24 protein-coding genes and 1 pseudogene are annotated in these 24,519 nt (G+C 61.7%); 14 read left to right on the top strand and 11 right to left on the bottom strand.

Annotation, left to right across the window (positions count from 1 at the left end):
• The 3 genes from HX839_RS05100 to HX839_RS05090 form a co-directional block, all read right to left on the bottom strand.
• Nucleotides 1–450 (bottom strand): transposase (locus HX839_RS05100; protein ID WP_177066817.1); only part of this gene is annotated, 450 nt, incomplete at its 3' end.
• Nucleotides 451–538: 88 nt separating this feature from the next.
• Nucleotides 539–739 (bottom strand): hypothetical protein, encoded by a 201-nt coding sequence (locus tag HX839_RS05095; RefSeq protein WP_003209176.1) that lies wholly within the window; start codon nt 737–739, stop codon nt 539–541.
• 182 nt (nt 740–921) lie between these two features.
• Complete coding sequence (locus tag HX839_RS05090; protein ID WP_010167499.1) at nt 922–1,962, bottom strand: low specificity L-threonine aldolase; 1,041 nt, start codon at nt 1,960–1,962, stop codon at nt 922–924.
• A 90-nt stretch (nt 1,963–2,052) separates the two neighbouring features.
• Here HX839_RS05090 and HX839_RS05085 point away from each other — a divergent pair, with 90 nt between their 5' ends.
• From HX839_RS05085 to fdhA, 9 genes and pseudogenes are all read left to right on the top strand, one after another.
• Nucleotides 2,053–2,781: a TraX family protein gene (locus HX839_RS05085; RefSeq protein ID WP_177066816.1), complete on the top strand. Its 729-nt coding sequence runs from the start codon at nt 2,053–2,055 to the stop codon at nt 2,779–2,781.
• An 18-nt stretch (nt 2,782–2,799) separates the two neighbouring features.
• A pseudogene (locus HX839_RS31520) lies at nt 2,800–2,886 on the top strand (outer membrane lipoprotein carrier protein LolA); the annotation flags it as partial.
• A gap of 154 nt (nt 2,887–3,040) precedes the next feature.
• Nucleotides 3,041–4,294, top strand: a complete 1,254-nt coding sequence (gene glyA, locus HX839_RS05080) for a serine hydroxymethyltransferase (RefSeq protein WP_177066815.1) — start codon at nt 3,041–3,043, stop codon at nt 4,292–4,294.
• Between the two features lie 21 nt (nt 4,295–4,315).
• Complete coding sequence (locus tag HX839_RS05075) at nt 4,316–5,566, top strand: sarcosine oxidase subunit beta (RefSeq protein ID WP_003209185.1); 1,251 nt, start codon at nt 4,316–4,318, stop codon at nt 5,564–5,566.
• Nucleotides 5,567–5,581: 15 nt separating this feature from the next.
• Nucleotides 5,582–5,884 (top strand): sarcosine oxidase subunit delta, encoded by a 303-nt coding sequence (locus tag HX839_RS05070; protein WP_003209187.1) that lies wholly within the window; start codon nt 5,582–5,584, stop codon nt 5,882–5,884.
• The gene (locus HX839_RS05065) at nt 5,881–8,898 is read left to right on the top strand and encodes a sarcosine oxidase subunit alpha (RefSeq protein ID WP_177066814.1); all 3,018 of its coding nucleotides are present in this window, start codon (nt 5,881–5,883) and stop codon (nt 8,896–8,898) included. Before HX839_RS05070 ends, HX839_RS05065 begins: the two co-directional genes overlap by 4 nt.
• A 132-nt stretch (nt 8,899–9,030) precedes the next feature.
• Entirely contained in the window at nt 9,031–9,663 is a 633-nt protein-coding gene (locus HX839_RS05060; protein WP_102604381.1) for a sarcosine oxidase subunit gamma, read from the top strand.
• Nucleotides 9,664–9,783: 120 nt separating this feature from the next.
• Nucleotides 9,784–10,641, top strand: coding sequence for a formyltetrahydrofolate deformylase (gene purU / locus HX839_RS05055; RefSeq protein WP_003209192.1), 858 nt, complete (start codon nt 9,784–9,786; stop codon nt 10,639–10,641).
• A 193-nt stretch (nt 10,642–10,834) separates the two neighbouring features.
• Nucleotides 10,835–12,034, top strand: coding sequence for a formaldehyde dehydrogenase, glutathione-independent (gene fdhA / locus HX839_RS05050; RefSeq protein ID WP_003209194.1), 1,200 nt, complete (start codon nt 10,835–10,837; stop codon nt 12,032–12,034).
• A 65-nt stretch (nt 12,035–12,099) separates the two neighbouring features.
• Here fdhA and HX839_RS05045 read toward each other — a convergent pair whose 3' ends face one another.
• From HX839_RS05045 to HX839_RS05035, 3 genes are all read right to left on the bottom strand, one after another.
• A complete protein-coding gene (locus HX839_RS05045; RefSeq protein WP_003209196.1) occupies nt 12,100–12,558 on the bottom strand; it encodes an anti-sigma factor domain-containing protein in 459 nt (152 codons plus the stop codon).
• Nucleotides 12,559–12,642: 84 nt separating this feature from the next.
• Nucleotides 12,643–13,320: an anti-sigma factor domain-containing protein gene (locus tag HX839_RS05040; RefSeq protein WP_087694755.1), complete on the bottom strand. Its 678-nt coding sequence runs from the start codon at nt 13,318–13,320 to the stop codon at nt 12,643–12,645.
• Entirely contained in the window at nt 13,317–13,952 is a 636-nt protein-coding gene (locus HX839_RS05035) for a sigma-70 family RNA polymerase sigma factor (protein WP_032899276.1), read from the bottom strand. Before HX839_RS05035 ends, HX839_RS05040 begins: the two co-directional genes overlap by 4 nt.
• 153 nt (nt 13,953–14,105) lie before the next feature.
• Between HX839_RS05035 and HX839_RS05030 the strand changes: the two genes are divergently transcribed.
• Nucleotides 14,106–14,675, top strand: coding sequence for a DUF2780 domain-containing protein (locus HX839_RS05030; protein ID WP_003209203.1), 570 nt, complete (start codon nt 14,106–14,108; stop codon nt 14,673–14,675).
• Here the strand turns inward: HX839_RS05030 and HX839_RS05025 are convergent.
• Nucleotides 14,672–15,559 carry an acyltransferase gene (locus HX839_RS05025; RefSeq protein ID WP_003209204.1) on the bottom strand — a complete coding sequence of 296 codons (888 nt, stop codon included), beginning with the start codon at nt 15,557–15,559 and terminating at the stop codon, nt 14,672–14,674. The genes HX839_RS05030 and HX839_RS05025 overlap by 4 nt on opposite strands.
• Nucleotides 15,560–15,732: 173 nt before the next feature.
• Here HX839_RS05025 and HX839_RS05020 point away from each other — a divergent pair, with 173 nt between their 5' ends.
• Genes HX839_RS05020 through creD form a run of 4 tightly spaced genes read left to right on the top strand, consistent with a single transcriptional unit; the run spans nt 15,733 to nt 19,752 of the window.
• Complete coding sequence (locus tag HX839_RS05020) at nt 15,733–16,233, top strand: ATP-dependent zinc protease (RefSeq protein WP_003209205.1); 501 nt, start codon at nt 15,733–15,735, stop codon at nt 16,231–16,233.
• A 9-nt stretch (nt 16,234–16,242) separates the two neighbouring features.
• Nucleotides 16,243–16,911 (top strand): two-component system response regulator CreB, encoded by a 669-nt coding sequence (gene creB / locus HX839_RS05015; RefSeq protein WP_003209207.1) that lies wholly within the window; start codon nt 16,243–16,245, stop codon nt 16,909–16,911.
• Nucleotides 16,911–18,350, top strand: a complete 1,440-nt coding sequence (gene creC, locus HX839_RS05010; protein ID WP_008434344.1) for a two-component system sensor histidine kinase CreC — start codon at nt 16,911–16,913, stop codon at nt 18,348–18,350. The genes creB and creC overlap by 1 nt, the downstream gene beginning before the upstream one ends.
• 52 nt (nt 18,351–18,402) lie before the next feature.
• Nucleotides 18,403–19,752 carry a cell envelope integrity protein CreD gene (gene creD, locus HX839_RS05005; RefSeq protein WP_177066813.1) on the top strand — a complete coding sequence of 450 codons (1,350 nt, stop codon included), beginning with the start codon at nt 18,403–18,405 and terminating at the stop codon, nt 19,750–19,752.
• Nucleotides 19,753–19,952: 200 nt separating this feature from the next.
• On the opposite strand, the gene HX839_RS05000 is transcribed toward creD, so the two are convergent.
• From HX839_RS05000 to HX839_RS04985, 4 genes are all read right to left on the bottom strand, one after another.
• Nucleotides 19,953–20,582, bottom strand: a complete 630-nt coding sequence (locus HX839_RS05000) for a glutathione S-transferase (RefSeq protein ID WP_008434349.1) — start codon at nt 20,580–20,582, stop codon at nt 19,953–19,955.
• 35 nt (nt 20,583–20,617) lie between these two features.
• Nucleotides 20,618–20,794, bottom strand: a complete 177-nt coding sequence (locus HX839_RS04995; protein ID WP_003209216.1) for a hypothetical protein — start codon at nt 20,792–20,794, stop codon at nt 20,618–20,620.
• The gene (locus tag HX839_RS04990) at nt 20,791–21,894 is read right to left on the bottom strand and encodes a PepSY domain-containing protein (protein ID WP_003209218.1); all 1,104 of its coding nucleotides are present in this window, start codon (nt 21,892–21,894) and stop codon (nt 20,791–20,793) included. The genes HX839_RS04995 and HX839_RS04990 overlap by 4 nt, the downstream gene beginning before the upstream one ends.
• A gap of 62 nt (nt 21,895–21,956) precedes the next feature.
• Entirely contained in the window at nt 21,957–24,386 is a 2,430-nt protein-coding gene (locus HX839_RS04985) for a TonB-dependent siderophore receptor (RefSeq protein ID WP_177066812.1), read from the bottom strand.
• Nucleotides 24,387–24,519 lie beyond the last annotated feature (133 nt).

The following is a 24,519-nucleotide window of genomic DNA, read 5'->3' as shown; positions in this document are numbered from 1 at the left end:
CACATAACCACGCTTCACAGGGTTGTGGTGAATGTAATCAAGCTTTTGGCGCATCACCGCTTCGCTGTACACCAACTCGGCGTGTGACCCCTCTTGCCATAGCTGATAAATCCGGTCCGTTTTATGCGCCCGTTTGCTGAAACGCAAACGCTGCAACACTCGCTCCGCTCCTCGTTTCTGCAGGTCGTCAATGATGGTTCGAGCGGTGAAGGATTTGAACTGGCTGACACATTTACCCAGGTCAGGTGCTTGAGCGACGAAGTGCAGATGGTTTTCGAGAACGACGTAGCCGTAGAGATTGAAATGTTCGTGGGTTTGTTGATATCGCCAGCAACTCAATAGGTGGCCGACAAGGTAGTCGCGGGTAAATAGCGGTGTCCATTCCATGACAGTGCATGTCAGGAAGTGTGGTTTTTCAGGTTCGGTAATGGTGTAGCGGCTTCTGCCCATCAATTCGTCCTTGAACCGTGGTGTGGCCTGGACGCGGAGCGTCCGGGGAGGCATTCCCACGCAGAGCGTGGGAACGATCAGTTAGAGGTTATTGGGCATAGATATGCACGACGAAGTGCTGGCCGGATGCTGTCAGTTCATAGACCTTGTCAGTGATCCGCAATGTCCTCGTCGGTTCGCTGATGGTGTCACCGATTTTCGCGGATTTTCTGAATTCGTCCCAGTCGATGACGGTGGTGCTGATAGTGCCTTCGCCTAGCAAGTTGTTTCCGTAGCGTTGCGCTTCCATGGTATTGCCCTCTGCTGGATTTCCGTTTCCGGCCGATTATTCGGCTGGCGGTTAGTCCCGAAAGGCGGCCTTTTCCTTTCGGGTTCCAAGAGGCTAGTCAATGAAAGCTGAGTTGGTTGCTGTCAGAAATATCAAAAAACAGTCTCGGCCTTTCGCCATTATCTGAGGGGCTGATGCCTACTTCAGGCGCTCATTACTTCCCGAATATCTGCGGCTAATTCTCTTACACGCTCTTCCTCGGTATCCCACGCGCACATGAACCGCGCGCCGCCTTTACCGATGAAGGTGTAGAAGCGCCAGCCCTTGGCCGTCAGCGCGGCAATTGCCGGTTCCGACAGTTGCAGGAATACGCCGTTGGCCTGGACCGGGAACATCAACTCCACACCCGGGATATCCGCCACCAGGCTGCTGAGCAATTGTGCACAGTGGTTGGCGTGGCGGGCGTGTTTGAGCCAGGCGTCGTTTTCCAGCAGGCCCACCCACGGGGCGGAGAGGAAGCGCATCTTTGAGGCAAGCTGCCCGGCTTGTTTGCAGCGGTAGTCGAAGTCTTCGGCCAGCTTGTGGTTGAAGAACAGGATCGCTTCACCCACGGCCATGCCGTTCTTGGTGCCACCAAAGCACAGCACGTCGACCCCGGCTTTCCAAGTCAGGTCGGCCGGCGAGCAGCCGAGGAATGCGCAGGCGTTGGAGAAGCGTGCGCCGTCCATGTGCAGGTTCAACCCCAGTTCCTTGCAGGTGACGCTGATGGCGCGGATTTCTTCCGGGGTGTAGACGCTGCCGACTTCGGTGGCCTGGGTCAGGGTCACGACGCGGGGTTTCGGGTAGTGAATGTCCTGGCGCTTGAGGGCGATCTCGCGGATCGACTCCGGGGTCAGCTTGCCGTTTTCGGTGCGGGCGGTGAGCAACTTGGAACCGTTGGAGAAAAACTCCGGCGCGCCGCATTCGTCGGTTTCGACGTGGGCGGTTTCCGAGCAGATCACGCTATGGTAGCTCTGGCACAAGGAGGACAGCGCCAGGGAGTTGGCTGCGGTACCGTTGAAGGCGAAGAACACTTCGCAGTCGGTTTCGAACAGTTTGCGGAAACCGTCGGCGGCGCGGTGGGTCCATTCATCATCGCCATAGGCGCGTTGATGGCCCTGGTTGGCGAGTTCCATGGCGGCCCAGGCTTCCGGGCAGATGCCGGAATAGTTGTCGCTGGCGAATTGTTGGCTCTTGTCGGTCATGGCCCAGTCCTGTGGTCGATGTTGGTGCGCACTTTACCCAAGATTGTCGGGCGGGCGCACGCACTGTTAATGCAAAGTCATTGGGGAATTATGCACGGTTCTGAAAGCGTTCCTGTAAGCCGCGTCCGCGATGGCGCCCTGGACCTGCTCAAGTGGCTGGCGCTGCTGAGTATGGTGCTGGACCACCTGCGGTATGTCGGTTTGAGCCTGGACGGGCTGTATGTGCCGGGGCGCCTGGCGTTCCCGTGGTTTTGCCTGGCGATCGCGGCGAATTTGCATCGGGTCAAGGACGCGCCGGTGACGGGGCAGTGGCGCTATCTGGGCTGGTTGCTGCTGTTCAGTGTGATCAGTGAGGTGCCGTACCGGATGTTCATCGACGACGCCGACACGCTGAACGTACTGCCGACCCTGGCGCTGGGTTTGCTGGTTGCCCGGGGATGGCAGCAGAAGACGGTTATTGATCGAGGATTGGCGTTGATCGCGCTGGTTTTGGCGGGGTTGTTTTCGGCTCAGTTGATGTTCGGGTTTTTTGGTGTGCTGCTGCCGTTGGCGATGCTGCTGGTGTTTCGCCGGCCGTGGTACTTCAGCGTGCTGCCGGGTGTGGTGTGCCTGGCTGCCAATCAATGGCAGATCCTGCTCAATAGCGGCACGCTGGTGGCGATGCTGGGATTGGCGACATGCCTGATTGCGCCACTGGCCGGATTGGTCTTGTTGCGACAGGCCAGGCAGGTGTCGCCGCCGGCCATGCGGCGCTGGGCGTATGCGCTTTATCCTGCGCATTTCCTGCTGCTGCTACTCCTTCGAAAGATCATCGCCTAACCCCTTGTAGGAGCGAGCTTGCTCGCGAAAAACGTCAACGATTACGAGGGCTGTCTGGATGCGCGCGGCGCCCTCAGGTTTTTCGCGAGCAAGCTCGCTCCTACAAATGCCGGGGGCCATGTCGTAAACGCACCTTTGCGTGGCGTCCATAGGCATTTGACCTCTCTGCGCCAGCCCTACCATCGCATCAAAGGGCCCCTCCGTCGTGCGGCGGCCCCAACAATACGATTGGCGCACCGCCGCCGCTGGGAGAGACGCGATGTTCAGCAAGCAAGACCAGATCCAGGGTTATGACGATGCACTGCTGGCGGCCATGAATGCCGAGGAGCAGCGCCAGGAAGATCATATCGAGCTGATCGCGTCAGAGAACTACACCAGCAAGCGTGTCATGGAAGCCCAGGGCAGCGGCCTCACCAACAAGTACGCCGAAGGTTACCCGGGCAAGCGTTACTACGGCGGCTGCGAGCACGTGGACAAGGTCGAAGTGCTCGCCATCGAGCGTGCCAAGCAGCTGTTCGGCGCCGACTATGCCAACGTGCAGCCGCACTCCGGTTCGTCCGCCAACAGTGCGGTGTACCTGGCGCTGTTGAACGCCGGCGACACCATCCTCGGCATGAGCCTGGCCCACGGCGGCCACCTGACCCACGGCGCCAAAGTGTCGTCCTCGGGCAAGCTGTACAACGCGGTGCAATACGGCATCGACACCAACACCGGGCTGATCGACTACGACGAGGTCGAGCGCCTGGCCGTGGAGCACAAGCCGAAGATGATCGTGGCGGGTTTTTCCGCCTACTCCAAGACCCTGGATTTCCCGCGCTTTCGCCAGATCGCCGACAAGGTCGGTGCGCTGCTGTTCGTCGACATGGCCCACGTCGCCGGCCTGGTGGCCGCCGGTCTGTACCCGAACCCGCTGCCCTACGCCGATGTGGTCACCACCACCACCCACAAGACCCTGCGCGGTCCACGTGGCGGGTTGATCCTGGCCAAGTCCAACGAAGAAATTGAAAAGAAACTCAACTCTGCGGTATTCCCGGGCGCCCAGGGCGGCCCGCTGATGCACGTGATCGCCGGCAAGGCGGTGTGCTTCAAGGAAGCCCAGGAACCAGGTTTCAAGGCCTATCAACAGCAAGTGATCGACAACGCCCAGGCCATGGCCGGCGTGTTTATCAAACGCGGCTACGATGTAGTGTCCGGCGGCACCGATAACCACCTGTTCCTGGTCAGCCTGATCCGTCAGGGCCTCACCGGCAAAGAGGCGGACGCCGCCCTCGGTCGCGCTCACATCACCGTCAACAAGAACGCCGTGCCCAACGACCCGCAGTCGCCCTTCGTGACCTCGGGCCTGCGTATCGGCACGCCGGCGGTGACCACACGCGGCTTCAAAGTGACCCAATGCCTGGAGTTGGCCGGCTGGATCTGCGACATCCTCGACAACCTCGGCGACGCCGATGTGGAGGCCAACGTCGCCAAGCATGTGGCCGTCCTGTGCGCTGATTTCCCGGTTTATCGCTGAGCGCGGTTTGGAGTAATGACTATGCAACGCTACTCGGGCTTCGGCCTCTTCAAGCACTCACTCAGCCACCACGAAAACTGGCAGAAGATGTGGCGCACGCCCACCCCGAAAAAGGTCTACGACGTGGTCATCGTCGGCGGCGGCGGGCATGGTCTGGCGACGGCTTACTACCTGGCCAAGGAGCACGGCATCACCAACGTGGCGGTGGTCGAGAAAGGCTGGCTGGGCGGCGGTAACACCGCGCGCAACACCACCATCGTGCGGTCCAACTACCTGTGGGACGAGTCGGCGCACCTGTACGAACACGCGATGAAACTCTGGGAAGGTTTGTCCCAGGATTTGAACTACAACGTGATGTTCTCCCAGCGTGGCGTCTACAACCTGTGCCACACCCTGCAGGACATCCGTGACTCCGAGCGTCGCGTCAGCGCCAACCGCCTCAACGGCGTGGACGGCGAGCTGCTTAACGCCAAACAAGTGGCCGACGAGATCCCGTACCTCGACTGCTCCAAGAACACTCGCTACCCGGTCATGGGCGCCACTGTGCAACGGCGCGGCGGCGTGGCCCGTCACGATGCCGTGGCCTGGGGCTTTGCCCGCGCCGCTGACGCACTGGGCGTGGACCTGATCCAGCAGACCGAAGTCATCGGTTTCCGCAAGGAAAACGGCGTGTGCATCGGCGTGGAAACCAACAAGGGTTTCATCGGCGCCAAGCGCGTCGGCGTAGTGACCGCCGGTAACTCCGGCCACATGGCATCCCTGGCGGGCTTCCGCCTGCCGATCGAATCCCACCCGCTGCAAGCGTTGGTGTCGGAGCCGATCAAACCCATCATCGACAGCGTGATCATGTCCAACGCCGTGCACGGTTACATCAGCCAGTCCGACAAGGGCGACCTGGTGATCGGCGCCGGTATCGACGGCTACAACGGCTATGGCCAGCGCGGCTCGTACCCGGTGATCGAGCACACCATCCAGGCCATCGTCGAGATGTTCCCGGTGCTGTCCCGCGTGCGCATGAACCGCCAGTGGGGCGGCATCGTCGACACCACGCCGGATGCCTGCCCGATCATCTCCAAGACCCCGGTCCCGAACATGTTCTTCAACTGCGGTTGGGGCACCGGTGGTTTTAAAGCGACTCCAGGCTCAGGCAACGTATTTGCCGCCAGCCTCGCCAAGGGTGAAATGCACCCGTTGGCCGCTCCTTTCTCCATCGACCGTTTCCACAACGGTGCGCTGATCGACGAACACGGCGCCGCGGCCGTCGCCCACTAACAGGAGAAATTCCCTATGTTGCATATCTTCTGTCCTCACTGTGGCGAACTGCGCTCCGAAGAGGAATTCCACGCCTCCGGCCAAGCGCACATCCCGCGCCCACTGGACCCGAACACCTGCACCGACGAGGAGTGGGGCGACTACATGTTCTTCCGCGACAACCCGCGCGGCCTGCACCACGAACTGTGGATTCACGCTGCCGGTTGCCGCCAGTATTTCAACGCGACCCGCGACACCGTGACCTACGAAATTCTTGAAACCTACAAGATAGGCACCAAGCCGCAATTCACCGCCAAGGCTTCTGGAGAGAAGGTATGAGCCAGATCAATCGCCTGTCCAACGGTGGCCGGATCGACCGCAACAAAGCCCTGAGCTTCACCTTCAACGGCCAGAGCTACAAAGGCTTTGAAGGCGACACATTGGCCGCTGCGCTGCTGGCCAACGGCGTCGACATCATCGGTCGCAGCTTCAAGTATTCCCGCCCGCGCGGCATCTTCGCCGCCGGTGCCGAAGAGCCGAACGCGGTGCTGCAGATCGGCGCCACCGAAGCCACGCAAATCCCCAACGTGCGCGCCACGCAACAGGCGCTGTACCAGGGTTTGGTCGCCACCAGCACCAACGGCTGGCCGAGCGTGAACAACGACATGATGGGCATTCTCGGCAAGGTCGGCGGCAAGCTGATGCCGCCGGGTTTCTACTACAAAACCTTCATGTACCCGCAATCGTTCTGGATGACTTACGAGAAGTACATTCGTAAGGCAGCCGGTCTTGGCCGCTCGCCGACCGAGAACGATCCGGACACCTACGACTACATGAACCATCATTGCGACGTGCTGATTGTGGGCGCGGGCCCTGCCGGCCTGGCGGCTGCGTTGGCCGCCGCCCGCAGTGGCGCCCGGGTGATCATCGCGGACGAGCAGGAAGAATTCGGCGGCTCCCTGCTGGACTCCCGCGAAAGCCTCGATGGCAAGCCGGCGGCTGAATGGGTTGCCAGTGTGATTGCTGAACTCAAGGCCCTGCCGGACGTGGTGCTGCTGCCTCGCGCCACCGTCAACGGTTACCACGACCATAACTTCCTGACCATTCACGAGCGCCTCACCGACCACCTCGGTGACCGTGCGCCGATCGGCCAGGTGCGTCAGCGTATCCACCGGGTTCGCGCCAAGCGCGTGGTGTTGGCCACTGGTGCGTGCGAGCGTCCGCTGGTGTACGGCAACAACGACGTACCGGGCAACATGCTGGCGGGAGCGGTCTCCACTTACGTGCGTCGCTACGGCGTGGCACCGGGCAAGAAGCTGGTGCTGTCCACCAACAACGATCACGCCTACCGCGTGGCGCTGGACTGGTTTGACGCCGGTCTTTCCGTAGTAGCTGTGGCGGATGCACGTCATAACCCACGCGGCGCACTGGTTGAAGAAGCTCGCGCCAAAGGCATTCGCATCCTCACCGGCAGCGCCGTGATCGAAGCCCGTGGCAGCAAGCACGTCACTGGCGCCCGCGTTGCGGCCATTGATGTGAAGGCCCATAAAGTCACCAGCCCCGGCGAATGGCTGGACTGCGACCTGGTCGCCAGCTCCGGCGGCTACAGCCCGGTGGTTCACCTGGCCTCGCACCTGGGCGGCAAGCCGACCTGGCGTGAAGACATCCTCGGTTTTGTACCGGGCGAAGCACCGCAGAAACGCGTGTGCGTCGGTGGCATCAATGGCGTCTACGGCCTCGGCGATTCCCTGGCCGACGGTTTTGAAGGTGGCGTGCGCGCTGCCAGCGAAGCCGGGTTTGCGCCGGTGGAAGGTACGCTGCCCAAAGCCTTGAGCCGTCTGGAAGAACCGACCCTGGCGCTGTTCCAGGTACCTCACGAGAAAGCTACCGCACGGGCGCCGAAGCAATTTGTCGACCTGCAGAACGACGTCACCGCGGCCGCCATCGAACTCGCCACCCGTGAAGGTTTCGAGTCGGTGGAGCACGTCAAACGCTACACCGCACTGGGCTTCGGCACTGATCAGGGCAAGCTCGGCAACGTCAACGGCCTGGCCATCGCGGCCCGTTCGCTGAACGTGACCATCCCGCAGATGGGCACCACCATGTTCCGCCCCAACTACACGCCGGTGACGTTCGGCGCGGTAGCAGGCCGGCACTGTGGGCACATCTTCGAGCCGGTGCGCTACACCGCGCTGCAAGCCTGGCACGTGAAAAACGGCGCCGAGTTTGAAGACGTCGGCCAGTGGAAGCGCCCGTGGTATTTCCCGCGCAACGGTGAAGACCTGCACGCCGCAGTGAAGCGCGAATGCCTGGCCGTGCGTGACAGCGTCGGCCTGCTGGACGCGTCCACCCTCGGCAAGATCGACATCCAGGGCCCGGATGCCCGCGAGTTCCTCAATCGCATCTACAGCAACGCCTGGACCAAGCTCGACGTGGGCAAGGCCCGCTACGGCCTGATGTGCAAGGAAGACGGCATGGTCTTCGACGACGGCGTGACTGCCTGCCTCGCCGACAATCACTTCCTGATGACCACCACCACCGGCGGCGCAGCACGCGTACTCCAGTGGCTGGAAATCTACCAGCAGACCGAATGGCCGGACCTCAAGGTGTACTTCACCTCGGTCACCGACCACTGGGCAACCATGACCTTGTCCGGCCCCAACAGCCGCAAACTGCTGAGCGAAGTCACCGACATCGACCTGGACAAGGACGGCTTCCCGTTCATGACCTGGAAAGAAGGCCTGGTTGGCGGCGTGCCGGCGCGGGTGTTCCGGATTTCGTTTACCGGTGAGCTGTCGTACGAAGTCAACGTGCAGGCCGACTACGCCATGGGCGTGCTCGAGAAAATCGTCGAGGCCGGCAAAAAGTACAACCTGACCCCGTACGGCACCGAGACCATGCACGTGCTGCGCGCCGAGAAGGGTTTCATCATCGTTGGCCAGGATACCGACGGCTCGATGACCCCGGACGATCTGAACATGGGCTGGTGTGTAGGCCGCACCAAACCGTTCTCGTGGCTCGGCTGGCGCGGGATGAATCGCGAGGATTGCGTGCGTGAAGACCGCAAGCAGCTTGTCGGACTCAAGCCGATCGACCCGAACGTGTGGCTGCCGGAAGGCGCGCAGTTGGTGTTCGACGCCAAGCAGACGATCCCGATGAAGATGGTCGGCCACGTCACCTCCAGTTATGCCCACAACTCCCTCGGTTATTCGTTTGCCATGGGCGTGGTGAAGGGCGGCTTGAAGCGCATCGGCGAGCGGGTGTTTGCACCGCTGGCGGATGGCAGCGTGATCGAGGCGGAGATTGTTTCTTCGGTGTTCTTTGATCCTAAAGGCGATCGTCAGAACATCTGACACCTGATCGTTCCCACGCTCCGCGTGGGAATGCATCCCGGGGCGCTCTGCGCCCCAAGAGCGGACGCAGAGCGTCCATGGCGGCATTCCCACGCAGAGCGTGGGAACGATCAAATTCAACACAGGTGCTTTATGACAGCAGCCAATGTTTACCAACAACGCCCCACCTCCGGAGCCAAGGCCGAGTCGTCGCTGCACCATGCCGACCTCGCCAGCCTGGTAGGCAAGGGTCGCAAGAACGCCGGCGTGACCGTGCGTGAAAAGAAACTCCTCGGCCACCTGACCATTCGTGGCGATGGCCATGACGCAGCCTTCGCCGCCGGTGTGCACAAAGCCTTGGGTATCGAATTGCCCGGTGCCCTGCAAGTCATCGTCAAGGGTGAGACCAGCCTGCAATGGCTCGGTCCGGATGAGTGGTTGCTGGTAGTGCCAGGCGGTGAGGAATTCGCCGCCGAGAAAAGCTTGCGTGAGGCGCTGGGTGATTTGCATATCCAGGTCGTCAACGTCAGCGGCGGCCAGCAGATTCTCGAACTCAGCGGCCCCAACGTGCGCGATGTGCTGATGAAATCCACCAGCTACGACGTGCACCCCAACAGCTTCCCGGTGGGCAAGGCGGTGGGCACGGTGTTTGCCAAGTCGCAATTGGTGATTCGCCATACTGCTGAAGACACCTGGGAGCTGGTGATTCGTCGCAGCTTCTCGGATTACTGGTGGCTGTGGTTGCAGGATGCGGCGGCTGAGTATGGTTTAAGCGTCCAGGCCTGATCGTTCCCACGCTCCGCGTGGGAATGCATCCCGGGACGCTCCGCGTCCCAAGAGCGGACGCAGAGCGTCCATTGCGGCGTTCCCACGCAGAGCGTGGGAACGATCAAGGAGTCACGAATAATGAGCCGCGTACCCGATACATGGATTTTGACCGCCGACTGCCCCAGCGTGCTCGGCACGGTGGACGCGGTCACTCGCTACCTGTTCGAGCAGGGCTGCTACGTCACTGAGCACCACTCCTTCGATGACCGGCTCTCGGGCCGGTTCTTCATCCGCGTGGAGTTCCGCCAGCCCGATGGTTTCGACGAACAAGCCTTCCGCGACGGCCTGGCCACTCGCGGTGAAGCGTTCGGCATGATCTTCGAACTGACCGCGCCGAACTACCGGCCGAAAGTGGTGATCATGGTCTCCAAGGCCGATCACTGCCTCAACGATTTGCTCTACCGCCAGCGCATCGGCCAACTGTCCATGGACGTGGTCGCCGTGGTCTCCAACCACCCCGACCTCAAGCCCCTGGCCGACTGGCACCAGATTCCCTATTACCACTTTCCCCTGGACCCCAACGACAAGCCGTCGCAAGAGCGCCAGGTGTGGCAGGTGATCGAGGAATCCGGCGCTGAACTGGTGATCCTTGCGCGCTACATGCAAGTGCTGTCGCCGGAGCTGTGCCGCAAGCTTGACGGTAAAGCCATCAACATCCACCACTCCCTGCTGCCCGGTTTCAAGGGCGCCAAGCCGTATCACCAGGCTTACAACAAGGGAGTGAAACTGGTGGGCGCCACTGCGCATTACATCAATAACGATTTGGACGAAGGCCCGATCATCGCCCAGGGCGTGGAGGTGGTGGACCACAGTCACTATCCGGAAGATTTGATAGCCAAGGGACGGGACATCGAAGGCCTGACCCTGGCCCGGGCCGTGGGGTATCACATTGAGCGGCGGGTGTTCTTGAACGCCAATCGGACAGTGGTGCTCTGATGGACGCCTTCGCGAGCAAGCCCGCTCCCACATTCGACCGCATTTCAAAGGTAGGACTCGGTCAACTGTGGGAGCGGGCTTGCTCGCGAAGAGGCCATCACTAACAACGCAAAACAGCATCTGTACCCGAGCACTTAAACGCGCTGCCTGCCTGGGCAACGCGGTTCCATAAAAACAACAGCGAGGTGAAAGCATGTCTGGTAATCGTGGTGTCGTGTATCTCGGCAACGGCAAGGTCGAAGTACAGAAAATCGACTATCCCAAAATGCAGGACCCCCGTGGCAGGAAGATTGAGCACGGCGTCATCCTGCGCGTGGTCTCCACCAACATCTGCGGCTCCGACCAACACATGGTGCGCGGCCGCACCACTGCCCAGACCGGCCTGGTCCTGGGCCACGAAATCACCGGCGAAGTGATCGAGAAGGGCAGCGACGTCGAGAACCTGAAAATCGGCGACCTGGTGTCCGTGCCGTTCAACGTCGCGTGTGGCCGTTGCCGTTCCTGCAAAGAGCAACACACGGGCGTGTGCCTGACCGTCAACCCGGCCCGCGCCGGTGGCGCCTACGGCTATGTGGACATGGGCGACTGGACCGGCGGCCAGGCCGAATACGTGCTGGTGCCTTACGCCGACTTCAACCTGCTGAAACTGCCGGACCGCGACAAGGCCATGGAGAAAATCCGCGACCTGACCTGCCTCTCCGACATCCTGCCCACTGGCTACCACGGCGCAGTCACCGCAGGCGTTGGCCCGGGCAGCACGGTCTACATCGCCGGTGCCGGTCCGGTGGGCCTGGCGGCTGCCGCTTCCGCTCGCCTGCTGGGCGCTGCGGTGGTGATCATCGGTGACGTCAACCCGATCCGCCTGGCCCACGCCAAGGCCCAGGGTTTTGAAATTGCCGACCTGTCGAAAGATACCCCGCTGCACGAACAGATCGCTGCGTTGCTGGGCGAGCCGGAAGTGGATTGCGCCGTCGATGCCGTGGGTTTCGAAGCGCGTGGCCATGGTCATGAAGGGGCCAAGGCAGAGGCTCCGGCCACCGTGCTCAACTCGTTGATGGGCGTGGTGCGGGTGGCTGGCAAAATCGGTATTCCGGGCCTGTACGTGACAGAAGACCCGGGTGCCGTGGATGCCGCTGCAAAAATGGGCAGCCTGAGCATTCGTTTCGGCCTGGGCTGGGCCAAGTCCCACAGCTTCCACACCGGGCAAACCCCAGTGATGAAGTACAACCGCCAGTTGATGCAGGCAATCATGTGGGACCGTATCAACATTGCCGACATCGTCGGTGTGGAAGTCATCAGCCTGGATGACGCGCCACGCGGGTACGGCGAGTTCGATGCGGGCGTGCCGAAGAAGTTTGTGATTGATCCGCACAAGTTGTTCAGCGCGGCTTAAATCGCGGGCAAATAAAAAGGCGACCTCAGGGTCGCCTTTTTTGCATCTGCGGTTGGGTGGGAGAATCAGCGAATCGCCAACGCTCCCTGATACACCGTTGGCCCCGTCGGCTGCTTGCTCACCGAGCCGCCCTTGGTTTCCGAACTGACCATCAGTGTCACCGGTTTACTGATTGACTCCTGCTGGCGAGGGTTGATGCCGATAATGCCTTTGCCGTCTTCCGGCAACAGGCCCAGTGACACTGGCGTGCCGTCAGCCGGAACCGCCCAAAGCTCCAGGCTTTGGTCCGGAGCCGGTGCGGTGGCGGCAATCGGCTGCACTTCGAGGTAATCCTTGTGGGCCACGATCTGCGTGGCCGGTTGCTGGGTGGTGTTCACCAGCAATGCGGCAGCCTTGACGCTGTCCTGGGTGTAGAGGGCGCCGCCGACGCCTGCCACTATCACCAAACAGGCGCCGACGAACAGGCGTGGGCGGTTCCAGAATGAAGGCTTGTGCTCAATCACTTGGGGGTTGATCGCAGTCATTAGGCTCTTCCTGACATGTTTTGTAGTCTTTCATGGACCCGGTTAACGGCGATCGGTTCCTCATCCGTCGTATTGAGCCTCGGATCAGAGTGATGCCAATTGGCCCTGATACAGCACCGGCCCGGTGGGTTGTCCGGTCGGCGAGCCCCCCTGAGGCTCAAGGCTCACTGCCAGGGTCAGCGGCGCCGTCAGCAGCGCCTGGTGTTCTTTGCTCAACTGGATTCGGCCGTTACCCGACACCGGCAACAACCCCAGGGAGATGGGTTTGCCGCCTGCCGGGATTGCCCACAGTTCCAACGCGCGGGCCGGCTCCACGGCGGCCAGGGTCAGCGGTTCCACTTGCAGGTGATCCGCGTAGGCCTGGATCTTCAGCGCCGGCTGCTGATCAGCCGCCACCAGCGTGGCGTTGTACTCCACCCCAAGGTCGCGCTGGTACAACACACCCACCAATACCGCGATCACCACCCCGCACGCCGCTACCAGCAAGCGCAGGTTCATCCAGAACGGTTTCTTCGCCGGCATATGCAGCACTTGCGGCTCAATGCGCGCCTTGATCCCTTCCCATACGTGGTCCGGCACCGGCCGTTCAGGCAGCGGCCCGGTGAGGCTGGCGAGGGCATCCTGCCAGTGCCCGAGTTCGACGCGCAGCGCCGCGTCATCCCGCAGCAGCGCTTCAAAGCGCCGGCGGGCGGTGGCAGGCATCAGCCCGATGGCGTAGTCAGCCGCCAGGGCGCGGCGCAGGGCGGTGGTCTGGTAGTTCATGATTCAAGGCACCTGCGCAAGCGCTCCATGCCGCGGCGAATCCAGGATTTGACCGAGCCCAGGGGCGCGGCCAGATGTTCGGCCAATTCCGAGCACGACAAGCCCTGGAAGTAAGCCACGGTGATCGATTGACGCTGCATGCCTTCGAGGCTGTCGAGGCAGCGGTTCAGGGCGAGGGCTTCACGCTCGCTGTCGAGCTGTTCATGGGCGCTGGGGCTTTCGTCGGCCGTGGCGTCCTCCTGGCCTTCGTTCAAGGGTTGTTCGCGGTGTTTGCGCAACTGGTCGATCGCCAGGTTGCGGGTGATATTGACCATCCAGGTCATGGGCGCCGACAGATGGGCCTCATAGCGTGAGGCGTTGTACCAGATGCGCACGAAGCTTTCCTGCAACACCTCCTCGGCCAGATCCTTGCGACCCATGAAACGCAAGGCAACACCATGCAAACGCGGGGAAACGCTGCGATAGAGCGTTTCGAACGCCTGGCGATTACCCAGTGAACACTGGGCCAGCAATTGCCGTAGCTGATCTGCATCGTGGGTCGAAATAGGGCTTCTCCAGGCGCTTGCAACAGAGCGATGGGACGGCGCACGGTAAAGAGGGCAGGCTGAGGTTAGTCCAGCTTGGGCATTCATTCCATCTACCTCCGTGCGGCTCGTGGTGGATATACGCAGCGCAAGGCGCATCGGATGCAGTGGTTTTCTGAACTAATCTGCAGGGAGGGAACAATCCTTCGGCGTACCCAGTCAAACTCCTGCTTTTTGCGCTTACTTTCAGAGGTTGTCTTGATGAAGATTTCACGCGGTTTTGCCCTGTCCTGCCTGTTGACCGTGGCGGCCAGCCCGGTATTTGCGGCAGGTTTCAGCCTCGGCGACGTGGCCAATGCCGTGTCCGGTGCACAAGGTGGCGACAAGGCAGCAGCGGCTGCACCCACTTCACAGACCGCTGGTCTGCTGCAGGCACTGACCTCGCAATTGAACGTGACCCCTGAGCAGGCCGTTGGTGGTACCGGCGCAATGCTGGGCCTGGCCAAGAATAAATTGGGCGGCGGTGATTACTCGCAACTGACCAAAAGCGTACCGGGCCTGGACAAGCTCTCCGGCAGCAACTCCCTGGGCAGCCTCGGCGCCCTGAGCGGCATGCTCGGCCAGAGCGGCGGCAGCAAGACCTCGGGCCTGGACGGCGTGTTGGGTAACGTGAAGAACACCAACGACCTGAACACCGCGTTCAGCGCGCTGGGCATGGACAGTGGGATGGTTGGCCAGTTTGCGCCGGTTATCCTGAAATACCTGGGCGGCCAGGGCGCCAGCGAATCGGTGCTGGGCAAACTGGCTTCGGCCTGGGGCACTGGCGGCTAAGGCCGCTCCGCGCGCAGTTGGGCGATGCGCGCATCCTTCTCCATCCAGAGCTGGTTGACCCAGTTCTGGACGGTCTGGCGAAACGCCGGATCGTTCTCGTAATCCCCCTGCCACAACGCCGGATCCAGCTCTCGGGTACGGATATCCACGATCACCTTCGGCACTGCGCCACTGATCAAGTCCCAGAAGCCGGGAATGTTTTCCTGTGGATAAACCACGGTGACGTCGAGCACCGCATCCAGCTGTTCACCCAACGCCGCGAGCACGAACGCCACGCCACCCGCCTTGGGCTTGAGCAGGCGCTCGAAGGGTGAAGCCTGCTGTTTGCGCTTGGCCGGGGTGAACCGCGTGCCTTCCAGGTAGTTCACCACGGTGACCGGCTGGCGCTTGAACAACTCGCAGGCCTCTTTGGTGATTTTCAGGTCCTGGCCTGCCAGTTCCGGGTGTTTGGCCAGGAATGCCTTGCTGTAGCGCTTCATGAACGGGTAATCGAGTGCCCACCAGGCCAGGCCCAGGAAGGGTACCCAGATCAGTTCCTTTTTCAGGAAGAACTTGAAGAACGGCGTGCGCCGGTTGAGGGCCTGGATCAGTGCGGGGATGTCGACCCAGGATTGATGGTTGCTGATCACCAGGTAAGAAGTGTCACCCCGCAGGTCGCCGCCGCCGCGAATGTCCCATTGGGTAGGGATGCACAGGGCGAAGATCAGCTTGTCGATCTCGGCCCAGGTTTCGGCGATCCACATGACGGCCCAGGACGCATAGTCACGAAAGCGACCGGGGGCCACCAGCTTGAGCAGGGCAAACACCATCAGCGGCCCGAACAGCACCAGGGTGTTGAGCAACAGCAGCAATGTGACGAAACAGCCGGTGAGCAGGCGGCGCATAAGTAACTCTTGGAATCATTTTTGGCCCGCCATGATAAGCAGCTTGGGCCTGGAGACCAAATCGCAAATAAGCTTACGAATGTTTCACAGCGGGCTGGGTATGCTCTGTGATCTAACTAAGCAGCGAATTTGCAGTCTAGAATTGGCCCACTTATTTCAAGGAAACCTCCTACGTGAAATCCATCCTTGCCCTGCTAACGCTGGTGGCCTTGCCTGTCATGGCCGCCGAGCCGACCCTTTACGGTCGCTACGAATACATCCAACTGCCGGAAATCGGTGAGACCTTCAAGGCCAAGATGGACACCGGCGCGCTGACCGCCTCGCTGTCGGCCCGGGACATCGAGACGTTCACCCGTGATGGCGACGACTGGGTACGCTTCCGCCTCGGCGGCAAGGACGCCACCAACAAGGTGTACGAGCACAAGGTGTCGCGCATCAGCAAAATCAAGAGCCGCGCCGACGAAGATGACGACAAGGACGAAGCCACCGTGGCCAAGCGCCCGGTGATCGACCTGGAAATGTGCCTGGGCAACGTCAAGCGCACCGTCGAGGTCAACCTCACCGACCGCAGCAGCTTCAACTACCCGCTGCTGATCGGCGCCAAGGCCCTGCGTGAATTCGGCGCTGCGGTAAACCCGGCCCGCCGTTACACTGCGGACAAACCGGACTGCTGACGGAACACCATGGCGCATATCCTGATTGTCGAAGACGAAGCGGCTATCGCCGACACGCTGATTTTCGCCCTGCAAGGCGAGGGCTTCACCACCACCTGGTTGAGCCTCGGCCAGGCGGCGCTGGCCCATCAGCGGCAAACCCCGGCGGACCTGGTCATCCTCGACATCGGCCTGCCGGATATCACCGGCTTTGAAACCTGCAAGCAACTGCGGCGTTTCAGCGAAGTACCGGTGATGTTCCTCAGCGCCCGGGACGGTGAGATCGACCGCGTGGTGGGTCTTGAGATCGGCGCTGACGACTATGTAGTCAAGCCGTTCAGCCCGCGGGAAGTGGCAGCGCGGGTACGGGCCATTCTCAAGCGCGTGGGCCCCGGTGCTGCTCCGGCGGTGTTCCAGGTGGACCTGGAGCGCATGCAGATCAGTTATCGCGGCCAGCCCCTGAGCCTCACTCGCCATGAATTCCGTCTGCTGCACAGCCTGTTGGAGCAACCCGAGCGCGTGTTCAGCCGCGAGCAACTGCTGGATGCGGTGGGCGTGGCGGCGGACGCAGGCTACGAGCGCAATATCGACAGCCACATCAAAAGCGTGCGCAGCAAATTGCGCGCGGTGGCGCCCGAGGCGGAGCCCATCCAGACCCACCGTGGCCTTGGCTACAGCTACAGCCCGGGCAACAGCTGATGCGCCTGGGGATTCGGTTCTTCCTGGTGTACGCATTGTTTATCGGCCTGACAGGCTACTTCGTACTCAGCACCGTGATGAAGGAAATCCGCCCCGGCGTGCGCCAGTCCACCGAGGAAACCCTGGTGGACACCGCCAACCTGCTGGCGGAAATCCTGCGCGACGATGTGAAGAACGGCACCCTCGGCCAGAGCCACTGGCCCGAACTGCTCAAGGCCTACGGTGAGCGTCAGCCCGGCGCGAATATCTGGGGCCTGCCGAAAAACCAGGTCAACCACCGCATCTACGTCACCGACGCCAAGGGCATTGTGCTGCTGGACTCCAGCGGCGAGGCCGTAGGCGAGGATTACTCGAAGTGGAATGACGTGTACCTGACCCTGCGCGGCGAATACGGTGCGCGCTCGACCCGCAGCGAACTGGACGACCCTGCCTCATCGGTGATGCACGTTGGCGCGCCGATCCGCGATAGCGGGCAGATCATCGGCGTGGTCACTGTGGCCAAGCCCAACAGTTCACTGCAACCCTATGTGGACCGCACCGAAGACCGGTTGCTGTGGTACGGCGCCGGGCTGGTCGCCCTGGGCTTGCTGTTTGGTGCACTGTTGTCGTGGTGGTTGAGTGTCGCACTGCGCCGGCTGACGGCGTACGCCCAGGCGGTGAGTGAAGGCCGGCGTGCCGAGTTGCCGCACTATCGCGGTGGTGAACTGGAGCAGTTGTCCACCGCCGTGGAACACATGCGCACCCAGCTGGAAGGCAAGGCGTACGTGGAACGTTATGTGCACACCCTGACCCACGAATTGAAAAGCCCGCTGGCGGCGATTCGTGGTGCGGCGGAACTGTTGCAGGGTGACATGTCCCGTGACCAGCAGCAGCGTTTCGTGAGCAATATCGACAGCGAAAGTGCGCGCTTGCAGCAGTTGATCGAGCGCCTGCTGAACCTGGCGCAGGTGGAGCAGCGCCAGGGCCTTGAGGACCAGGCCAGCCTGTCGTTGGCGGCGCTGGTGGACGAAGTGCTCAGGGCTCAATGTGCGCGCATTGAAGGCGCCGGGTTGCAGGTCGAGCAGGCGATTGACGCGGATCTGCAGGTGTACGGCGAGCCGTTCCTGCTGCGCCAGGCACTGGGTAACCTGCTGGAAAACGCACTGGATTTCACACCGCCCGGTGGCACATTGCGGTTCAGCGCCAAGGCCTTGGATGACGGGATCGAATTCACCCTGTTCAACCAGGCCGAAGCCATTCCCGAGTACGCGTTGCCGCGCCTGAGCGAGCGCTTCTATTCCCTGCCGCGCCCGGCCAGCGGGCGCAAGAGCACCGGCCTTGGGCTGAATTTTGTCGAAGAGGTGATGAAGCTGCACGGCGGCTCATTGCAGATCGGCAACGTGCCCGGCGGCGTGCAGGTAAAACTGCATCTCCACACAGTCTCCACATTCCCTTCATAAATCCCCCTTAAGCGCCCGCCAGACTCTCCCCCATCAAAACAGGGAGAGCTTCATGAACCGCAATCTGCTTTTCAAATTGGGCGCCATCGCGCTGCTGATCGTGCTGTTGTTGATTCCGTTGCTGATGATCCACGGGGTGATTACCGACCGTCAGCAACTGCGCGACGACGTCTTGCAGGATATCGCCCGCAGTTCCAGCTACAGCCAGCGCCTCAATGGCCCGGTGCTGGTGGTGCCTTATCGCAAGACCGTCCGGGAGTGGAAGCTCAATGAAAAGCTCAACGAACGCTACGAAGAAACCCGCGAGGTGCGTGGTCATCTGTATTTCCTGCCGGAGCAATTTGCCCTCGACGGGCAGGTGCAAACCGAAGTGCGCACCCGGGGCATCTACCAGGCGCGGTTGTTCCACGCCGACAGCCGTATCAGTGGGCGGTTTGTGTTGCCGGAGCAGTGGGGCATCACGGAAAACTTTGCCGATTACCGCTTTGAGCCGGCGTATCTGGCAGTGGGTATCAGCGACATTCGCGGCATCGAAAATGCGTTGAAGCTGGAGCTGGGCAGCCAGCAACTGGCGTTTTCCCCGGGCACTCAAGTGGCTTGGCTGGGGGAGGGTGTGCACGTGATGCTGCCCGAGCAGGACAGCCACAATCCGTCACCTTTTGACTTCGCCTTTGACCTGCGCCTGCAAGGAACCGAGCAGTTGCAAGTGGTGCCGGTGGGCAAGACCAGCCAGGTCAAGCTCGCGTCCAACTGGCCGCACCCCAGCTTTATCGGCAACTTCCTGCCGACCCAGCGCGAGGTCACCGCCCAAGGCTTCAGCGCCAATTGGCAGACCACATTCTTCTCCACCAACCTGGAAGAAGCACTGCGCGGTTGCCTGGCCGAGCGCGGCTGTGACGACTTCAACAGCCGCAGCTTCGGCGTGAGCTTTATCGACCCGGTGGACCAGTACCTCAAGAGCGATCGGGCGATCAAATATGCGCTGCTGTTCATTGCCCTGACGTTTGCCGGTTTCTTCCTGTTCGAGGTGCTCAAGAGCCTGGCGGTGCACCCGATCCAGTACGCGCTGGTGGGGGTTGCCCTGGCGTTTTTCTACCTGCTGCTGTTGTCGTTGTCCGAGCACATCGGGTTTGGCCCGGCTTACCTGATATCGGCGGCGGCCTGTGTGTTGCTGATCGGGTTTTACGTCTGCCATGTGCTGCGCAGTGTCGCCCATGGCCTGGGGTTTTCAGCAGGGTTGGCGGCGTTGTATGGCTTGCTGTACGGGTTGCTGAGTGCCGAGGATTACGCGTTGTTGATGGGCTCGTTGCTGCTGTTCGGGTTGCTGGGCACGGTGATGGTGCTGACCCGCAAGCTGGATTGGTATGGGGTGGGCAAACGCAAGGAGGTGGGTGATGAGTAGGTCGTTGGGGTTGCGGGAAGATCAGCAAGAGGGCGCGCAGTTAGTGGTGAGGATTAACGCGCTATTCCCTTTGGCCCGGGAGCTTTTTGTGGCGAGGGAGCTTGCTCCCGCTGGGCTGCGCAGCGGCCCCAAAATCTTGGGAGCGCTTCGCACTCCAGCGGGAGCAAGCTCCCTCACCACAAAAGAACCCTTGCAGCAGGTTAGGCCGGTGGCTGGGTCTGGAGCATCGACGGCCGCTGACTCACCTCGGCATACCACGCCGCCAGCTTCGGATGGCTCGACCGCCACTGCATGTCCGGGTGGCGGAAGTCCAGATAAGCCAGTGCACACGCCACGCTGATCGCGGCCACGTCAAACGGCCCGGCCAGTTCGGCGATGGCGTCCTGTTCGAGCATGTCGAGGGCGCGGCGGATCTTGTCGCGCTGGCCTTCCAGCCACAGGTCCCAATGTTTTTCCTCGGGGCGCATGGCGGTTTCATAACGCACCAGTACGGCGGCATCCATGATGCCGTCGGCGGTCGAGGCCAGGGTCAGGCGCCGCCAGCGGGCCGGGCCGTTACGGGGGATCAGTGGAGTCCCGGTGTGTTGGTAGTCGAGGTAATCGAGGATCACCCGGCTGTCGTGCAGCGCATTGCCGTCGGCCAGGCGCAGGGCGGGGATCTTGCCCAGCGCGTTGTCCTGGATCACGTCGGCGTCAGGCTTGACAGGCGTCGGCACGCAGGCGTGCAAGGTCACGCGGTCCAGTTGACCGGTCTCGTGCAACAACACCCGTACTTTGCGCACAAACGGCGAGGCAGGGTTGTGGAACAACGTCATGCTGGGGGTGGACATGGGCATTCCTCGGAAAAGGGCAGCGCTAATCTATCTCAACGCTTGAGCAACGCCCAGCTACCTATGGCGGCCGGAATGCCCAGCCCCACCCAGCTCAGCGAATCCCACAAGCCGTCCCCCAGCAATGCCGCAAACAATCCGGCAGCACTCAACAACCCGATGGCCAGCGGAATGCCGAATACCTTCCAGAAACTCGATTGCCTCGGCTTCATGACTTGGCCGCCTTGCGCCGCACCAGCCACAGGTACACGCCACTGCCCAGGACGATGATGGTCAGCACATCCAGCACCGCCCACAGGATCTTCATCGGCATGCCGCCGTAGTCACCGAAGTGCAGCGGCTGGGACATGCCCATGGCGTCCATGTACCACGGCCGTTCGGCGATGGCGGTGACGTGCAGGTTGCTGGCGTCGATCAATACCGGCGTCAGCAGGTGTGAAGTCAGGTGGGTGCTGCCTTTCATGAACACCGCGTAGTGATGCTCGCTGGAGAAACGCGTGCCGGGGAACGCGATAAAGTCCGGCTCCATCCCGGGCGCGGCCTTGGCGGCAATCGTCAGCAGGTCGGTGGCGGGGGCGCGCAGGGTCAGCGGCGGGGCGTTTTTGTAAGGCTCGATCATTGCGCTGAGGCTGTCGGTGCGCCACGCGGCGATGATCAGGTCGGCGCAGGCGCTGATCACGCCGGTCACGCCCACTACCAGCGCCCAGGTCAGGGTGACCACGCCGATCAGGTTGTGCAGGTCGAGCCAGCGCAGGCGCGTGGATTTGTCCTGGCGCACGGTGGCGAATTTCAGCCGGCGCATGAACGGCAGGTACAACACCGTGCCGGAGATGATCGCCAGCACAAACAGAATGCCCATGAACGCCAGCAGCAACTTGCCCGGCAGCCCGGCGAACATATCGACGTGCAGGCGCAGCAGGAACATCGTCAGCCCGCCGTTGGCCGACGGCGTTTCCACGGCCTCGCCGGTGCGGGCGTCGAGCATGAAGGTGTGGGAGGAATTGGGTTCGGTGCCGGCGGTGGCGGCCATGATCGCGATCACGCCGTTCTTGTCGTCTTCGTCCCAGGCCAGGTATTGCATGGCTTCGCCGGGGCGATGGGCCTGGGCTTTGGCAACAAGCTGTTCGAGGTTCAGCTGTGGGGTATCGGCGGGCATCTGTGCCAGCTCGGGTTCGTTGCCCAGCAGGTGGTCGATCTCGTGGTGGAAGATCAACGGCAGGCCGGTGAGGGCGAGCAGCAGCAGGAATACGGTGCAGACGAGGCTGGTCCAGGTGTGGATGAAGGACCAGCGGCGGATGGTTTTGCTTTTCATTTTCTAGCCTTCAGACACACCGAAGCCGCCCACGGGGGCGGCCCGGTTGTTAACTCAGCCGATTACCACTGGTAGGTGGCACTGGCGACGACGCTGCGTTGGTCGCCGTAGTAGCAGTAGGAAGCATCGCAGGTGGAAATGTAGTCCTTGTCGAACAGGTTGGTGGCATTCAGTTTCACCGAAGCCCCCTTGAGGCTATTGTCCAGGCGGCCGAGGTCGTAATGCACGGAGGCATCGAACACGGTGTAGGCATTGGCCTTGCCCAGCCAGGTGTTGCCCTGGTCGCCATAGGTATTGCCGGTGTAGCGGGCACCCGCGCCAATGCCGAAACCGTCGAGCACACCGGCGTGCCAGGTGTAGTCGGTCCACAGTGAGGCTTGCTGGTTTGGCATCAGTTGCAGGCGGTTGCCTTTGTATTGGCCTTTTTGCACTTCGGATTTGGCCAGGGTGTATGCCGCGATGACCTTAAGGTTCTCGGTCACGTCAGAGACGGCTTCCAATTCCAGGCCCTTGACCTTCACTTCGCCGGTCTGGTCGGTGATCGACTGGCCACCGGCACCGAAGCTGGTAACCAGCACGTTCTTTTGGGTCAGGTCATAGACCGCAGCGCTCAGCAGGGTATTTGAGCCGGGTGGCTGGTACTTGACCCCCAGCTCCCATTGCTTGCCCTCGGTGGGTTTGTACGACTCGGTTGGCGAGACGCTGGCGTTACTCGCTGGCTGGAACGATTCGGCGTAGGAGAGGTACGGAACGAAGCCCGAATCGAACACATAGCTCAGCGCGGCGTTGCCACTGAAGTTCTTGCTGCGGTCGGTATTGGTTGCATCGTTTTTGTTGAAGTAGGTGGTGCCTTGGTGCACCCAGTCTTCACGCCCGCCGAGGGTCAGGCGCCACTGGTCCAGGGCCATCTGGTCCTGGGCGTAAAGGCCAGTCTGGATGGTTTTCTGGTTGTAGTCGTAATAAGCGGTGGAGCGCGCCGGACGCACCACCGGCTTGGTGTTGACGGGGTTGTAGAGGTTGACTGTGCCGCCGTCACCGAAGATCGACAGGTACGAGGTGTCGGTGCGCTGGTGATCCAGGCCGAGCAACAGCGTGTGGGTGATATCACCGGTGGCGAAGTCAGCCTGGAAATTGTTGTCGACGGCGAACTGGCCGATGTTTTCGTCGACGTTGGTCGACCCGCGGCTCGTATTGCCCTCGGCATCAATGGTCGAGTAACCGTAGGAACCCACGGTCAGTTGCTGGAAAGCCAGCTCCGACTTGGTGTAACGCAGGTTCTGCTTGAACTGCCAGGTATCGTTGAAGCGATGCTCGAAGGCGTAGCCCAGCGCGTAGTAGGTGCGGTCGTAGTACTCGTAGTCCGGGTCGCCGAGGTTCTTGTGATGAGAGATGTCCCCCAGCGGCGATTTGATCTTGGTGCCGACAATGGGCAGGAACTGACTGGTGGCGCCGGTATCGTCGCGGGTGAACTGCGACAGGAACGTCAGCTTGGTGTCGGTATCAATATTCCAGGTCAGGCTGGGCGCGATGTTGTAGCGCTTGTTGTCGATGTGATCGACCTGGGTGCCGGCGTCGCGCACCACACCGCTGAGGCCGTAGAGAAACTGGCCTTCATCATCGATCTTGCCGGTGCTGGCGAAGTTGATCTGGCGGTAGTTGTCGCTGCCGTACTGCACCTGGATGGCATTGCTCGATTCAGCGCTGGGGCGGCGGCTGACCATATCCAGCAGGCCACCCGGTGGCGTCTGGCCGTAGACCGACGAGGCCGGCCCACGCAGCAGCGCAAGGCGGTCGAGGTTCCAGGTTTCGGCTTTCGGGTTGGCATACACGCCGCGTGGCAGCGGCAGGCCGTCGAGGAACTGGGTGGGTTCGAAGCCGCGTACACGCATCCAGTCGTAGCGGGTGTCACTGCCGTAGCTGGCGGACACGATACCGGGCATGTATTTGACGGCGTCATCCAGGTTCTGGACGTTGCGGTCCTGCATTTGCTGGCGAGTGGCGACGGAGATCGAACGCGGGGCTTCGACCAGTGCGGTATCGGTCTTGGTGCCGGCAGCGGTGCGGGTCGCCAGGTAACCATCAACCGGCCCCCATGCGCTTTCCGCGTCGGCCTGGCCGGTAATGCTGGTCTCCGGCAATGCCACGACCCCATCCGGGATCGCTACCAGGCTGAACGTGCCTGCACTGCTTTGCTCCAGTTGCAGCCCGGTCCCGCGCAACGCTTCACGCAATGCGCCTTGTGCATCGAATTGCCCTTTTACCGGCGCGGAAGTCTTGCCCGCTGCCAACCCCGGGTTCAGCGTCAGCGCCAAACCGGCCTGGCTGGCGATCTGGTTCAGGGTGGTGGCCAGCGACGCTGCCGGCAGATTGTAGGCGCGCACACTGGACGCTTGTTCGGCGGCGAGCAACTGGGTGCTGGCCAGCGAGGCGCTGAGGGCAATGGCCACGGCCAACAGGCTGGGGCGCAACAAGGTGTCTAGCGTGCGGGACATAGGGCGGCTCCTGAATGGAAATATTTCTCAATTGCCTATGTGCCGAGCGAGATGCAAAAAGTGATAGGGCTCGATGAAAATAATTTCTATTAGTGGGTGAGTGCTGTTTTTGAGGGCCTCATCGCAGGCAAGT

Origin of the sequence: Pseudomonas sp. I8001, assembly GCF_013385345.1 — a bacterium.
Lineage (GTDB): Bacteria > Pseudomonadota > Gammaproteobacteria > Pseudomonadales > Pseudomonadaceae > Aquipseudomonas.
The sequence above is the reverse complement of the archived record's forward strand: the minus strand, read 5'-3'. Positions and strand labels throughout refer to the sequence as shown.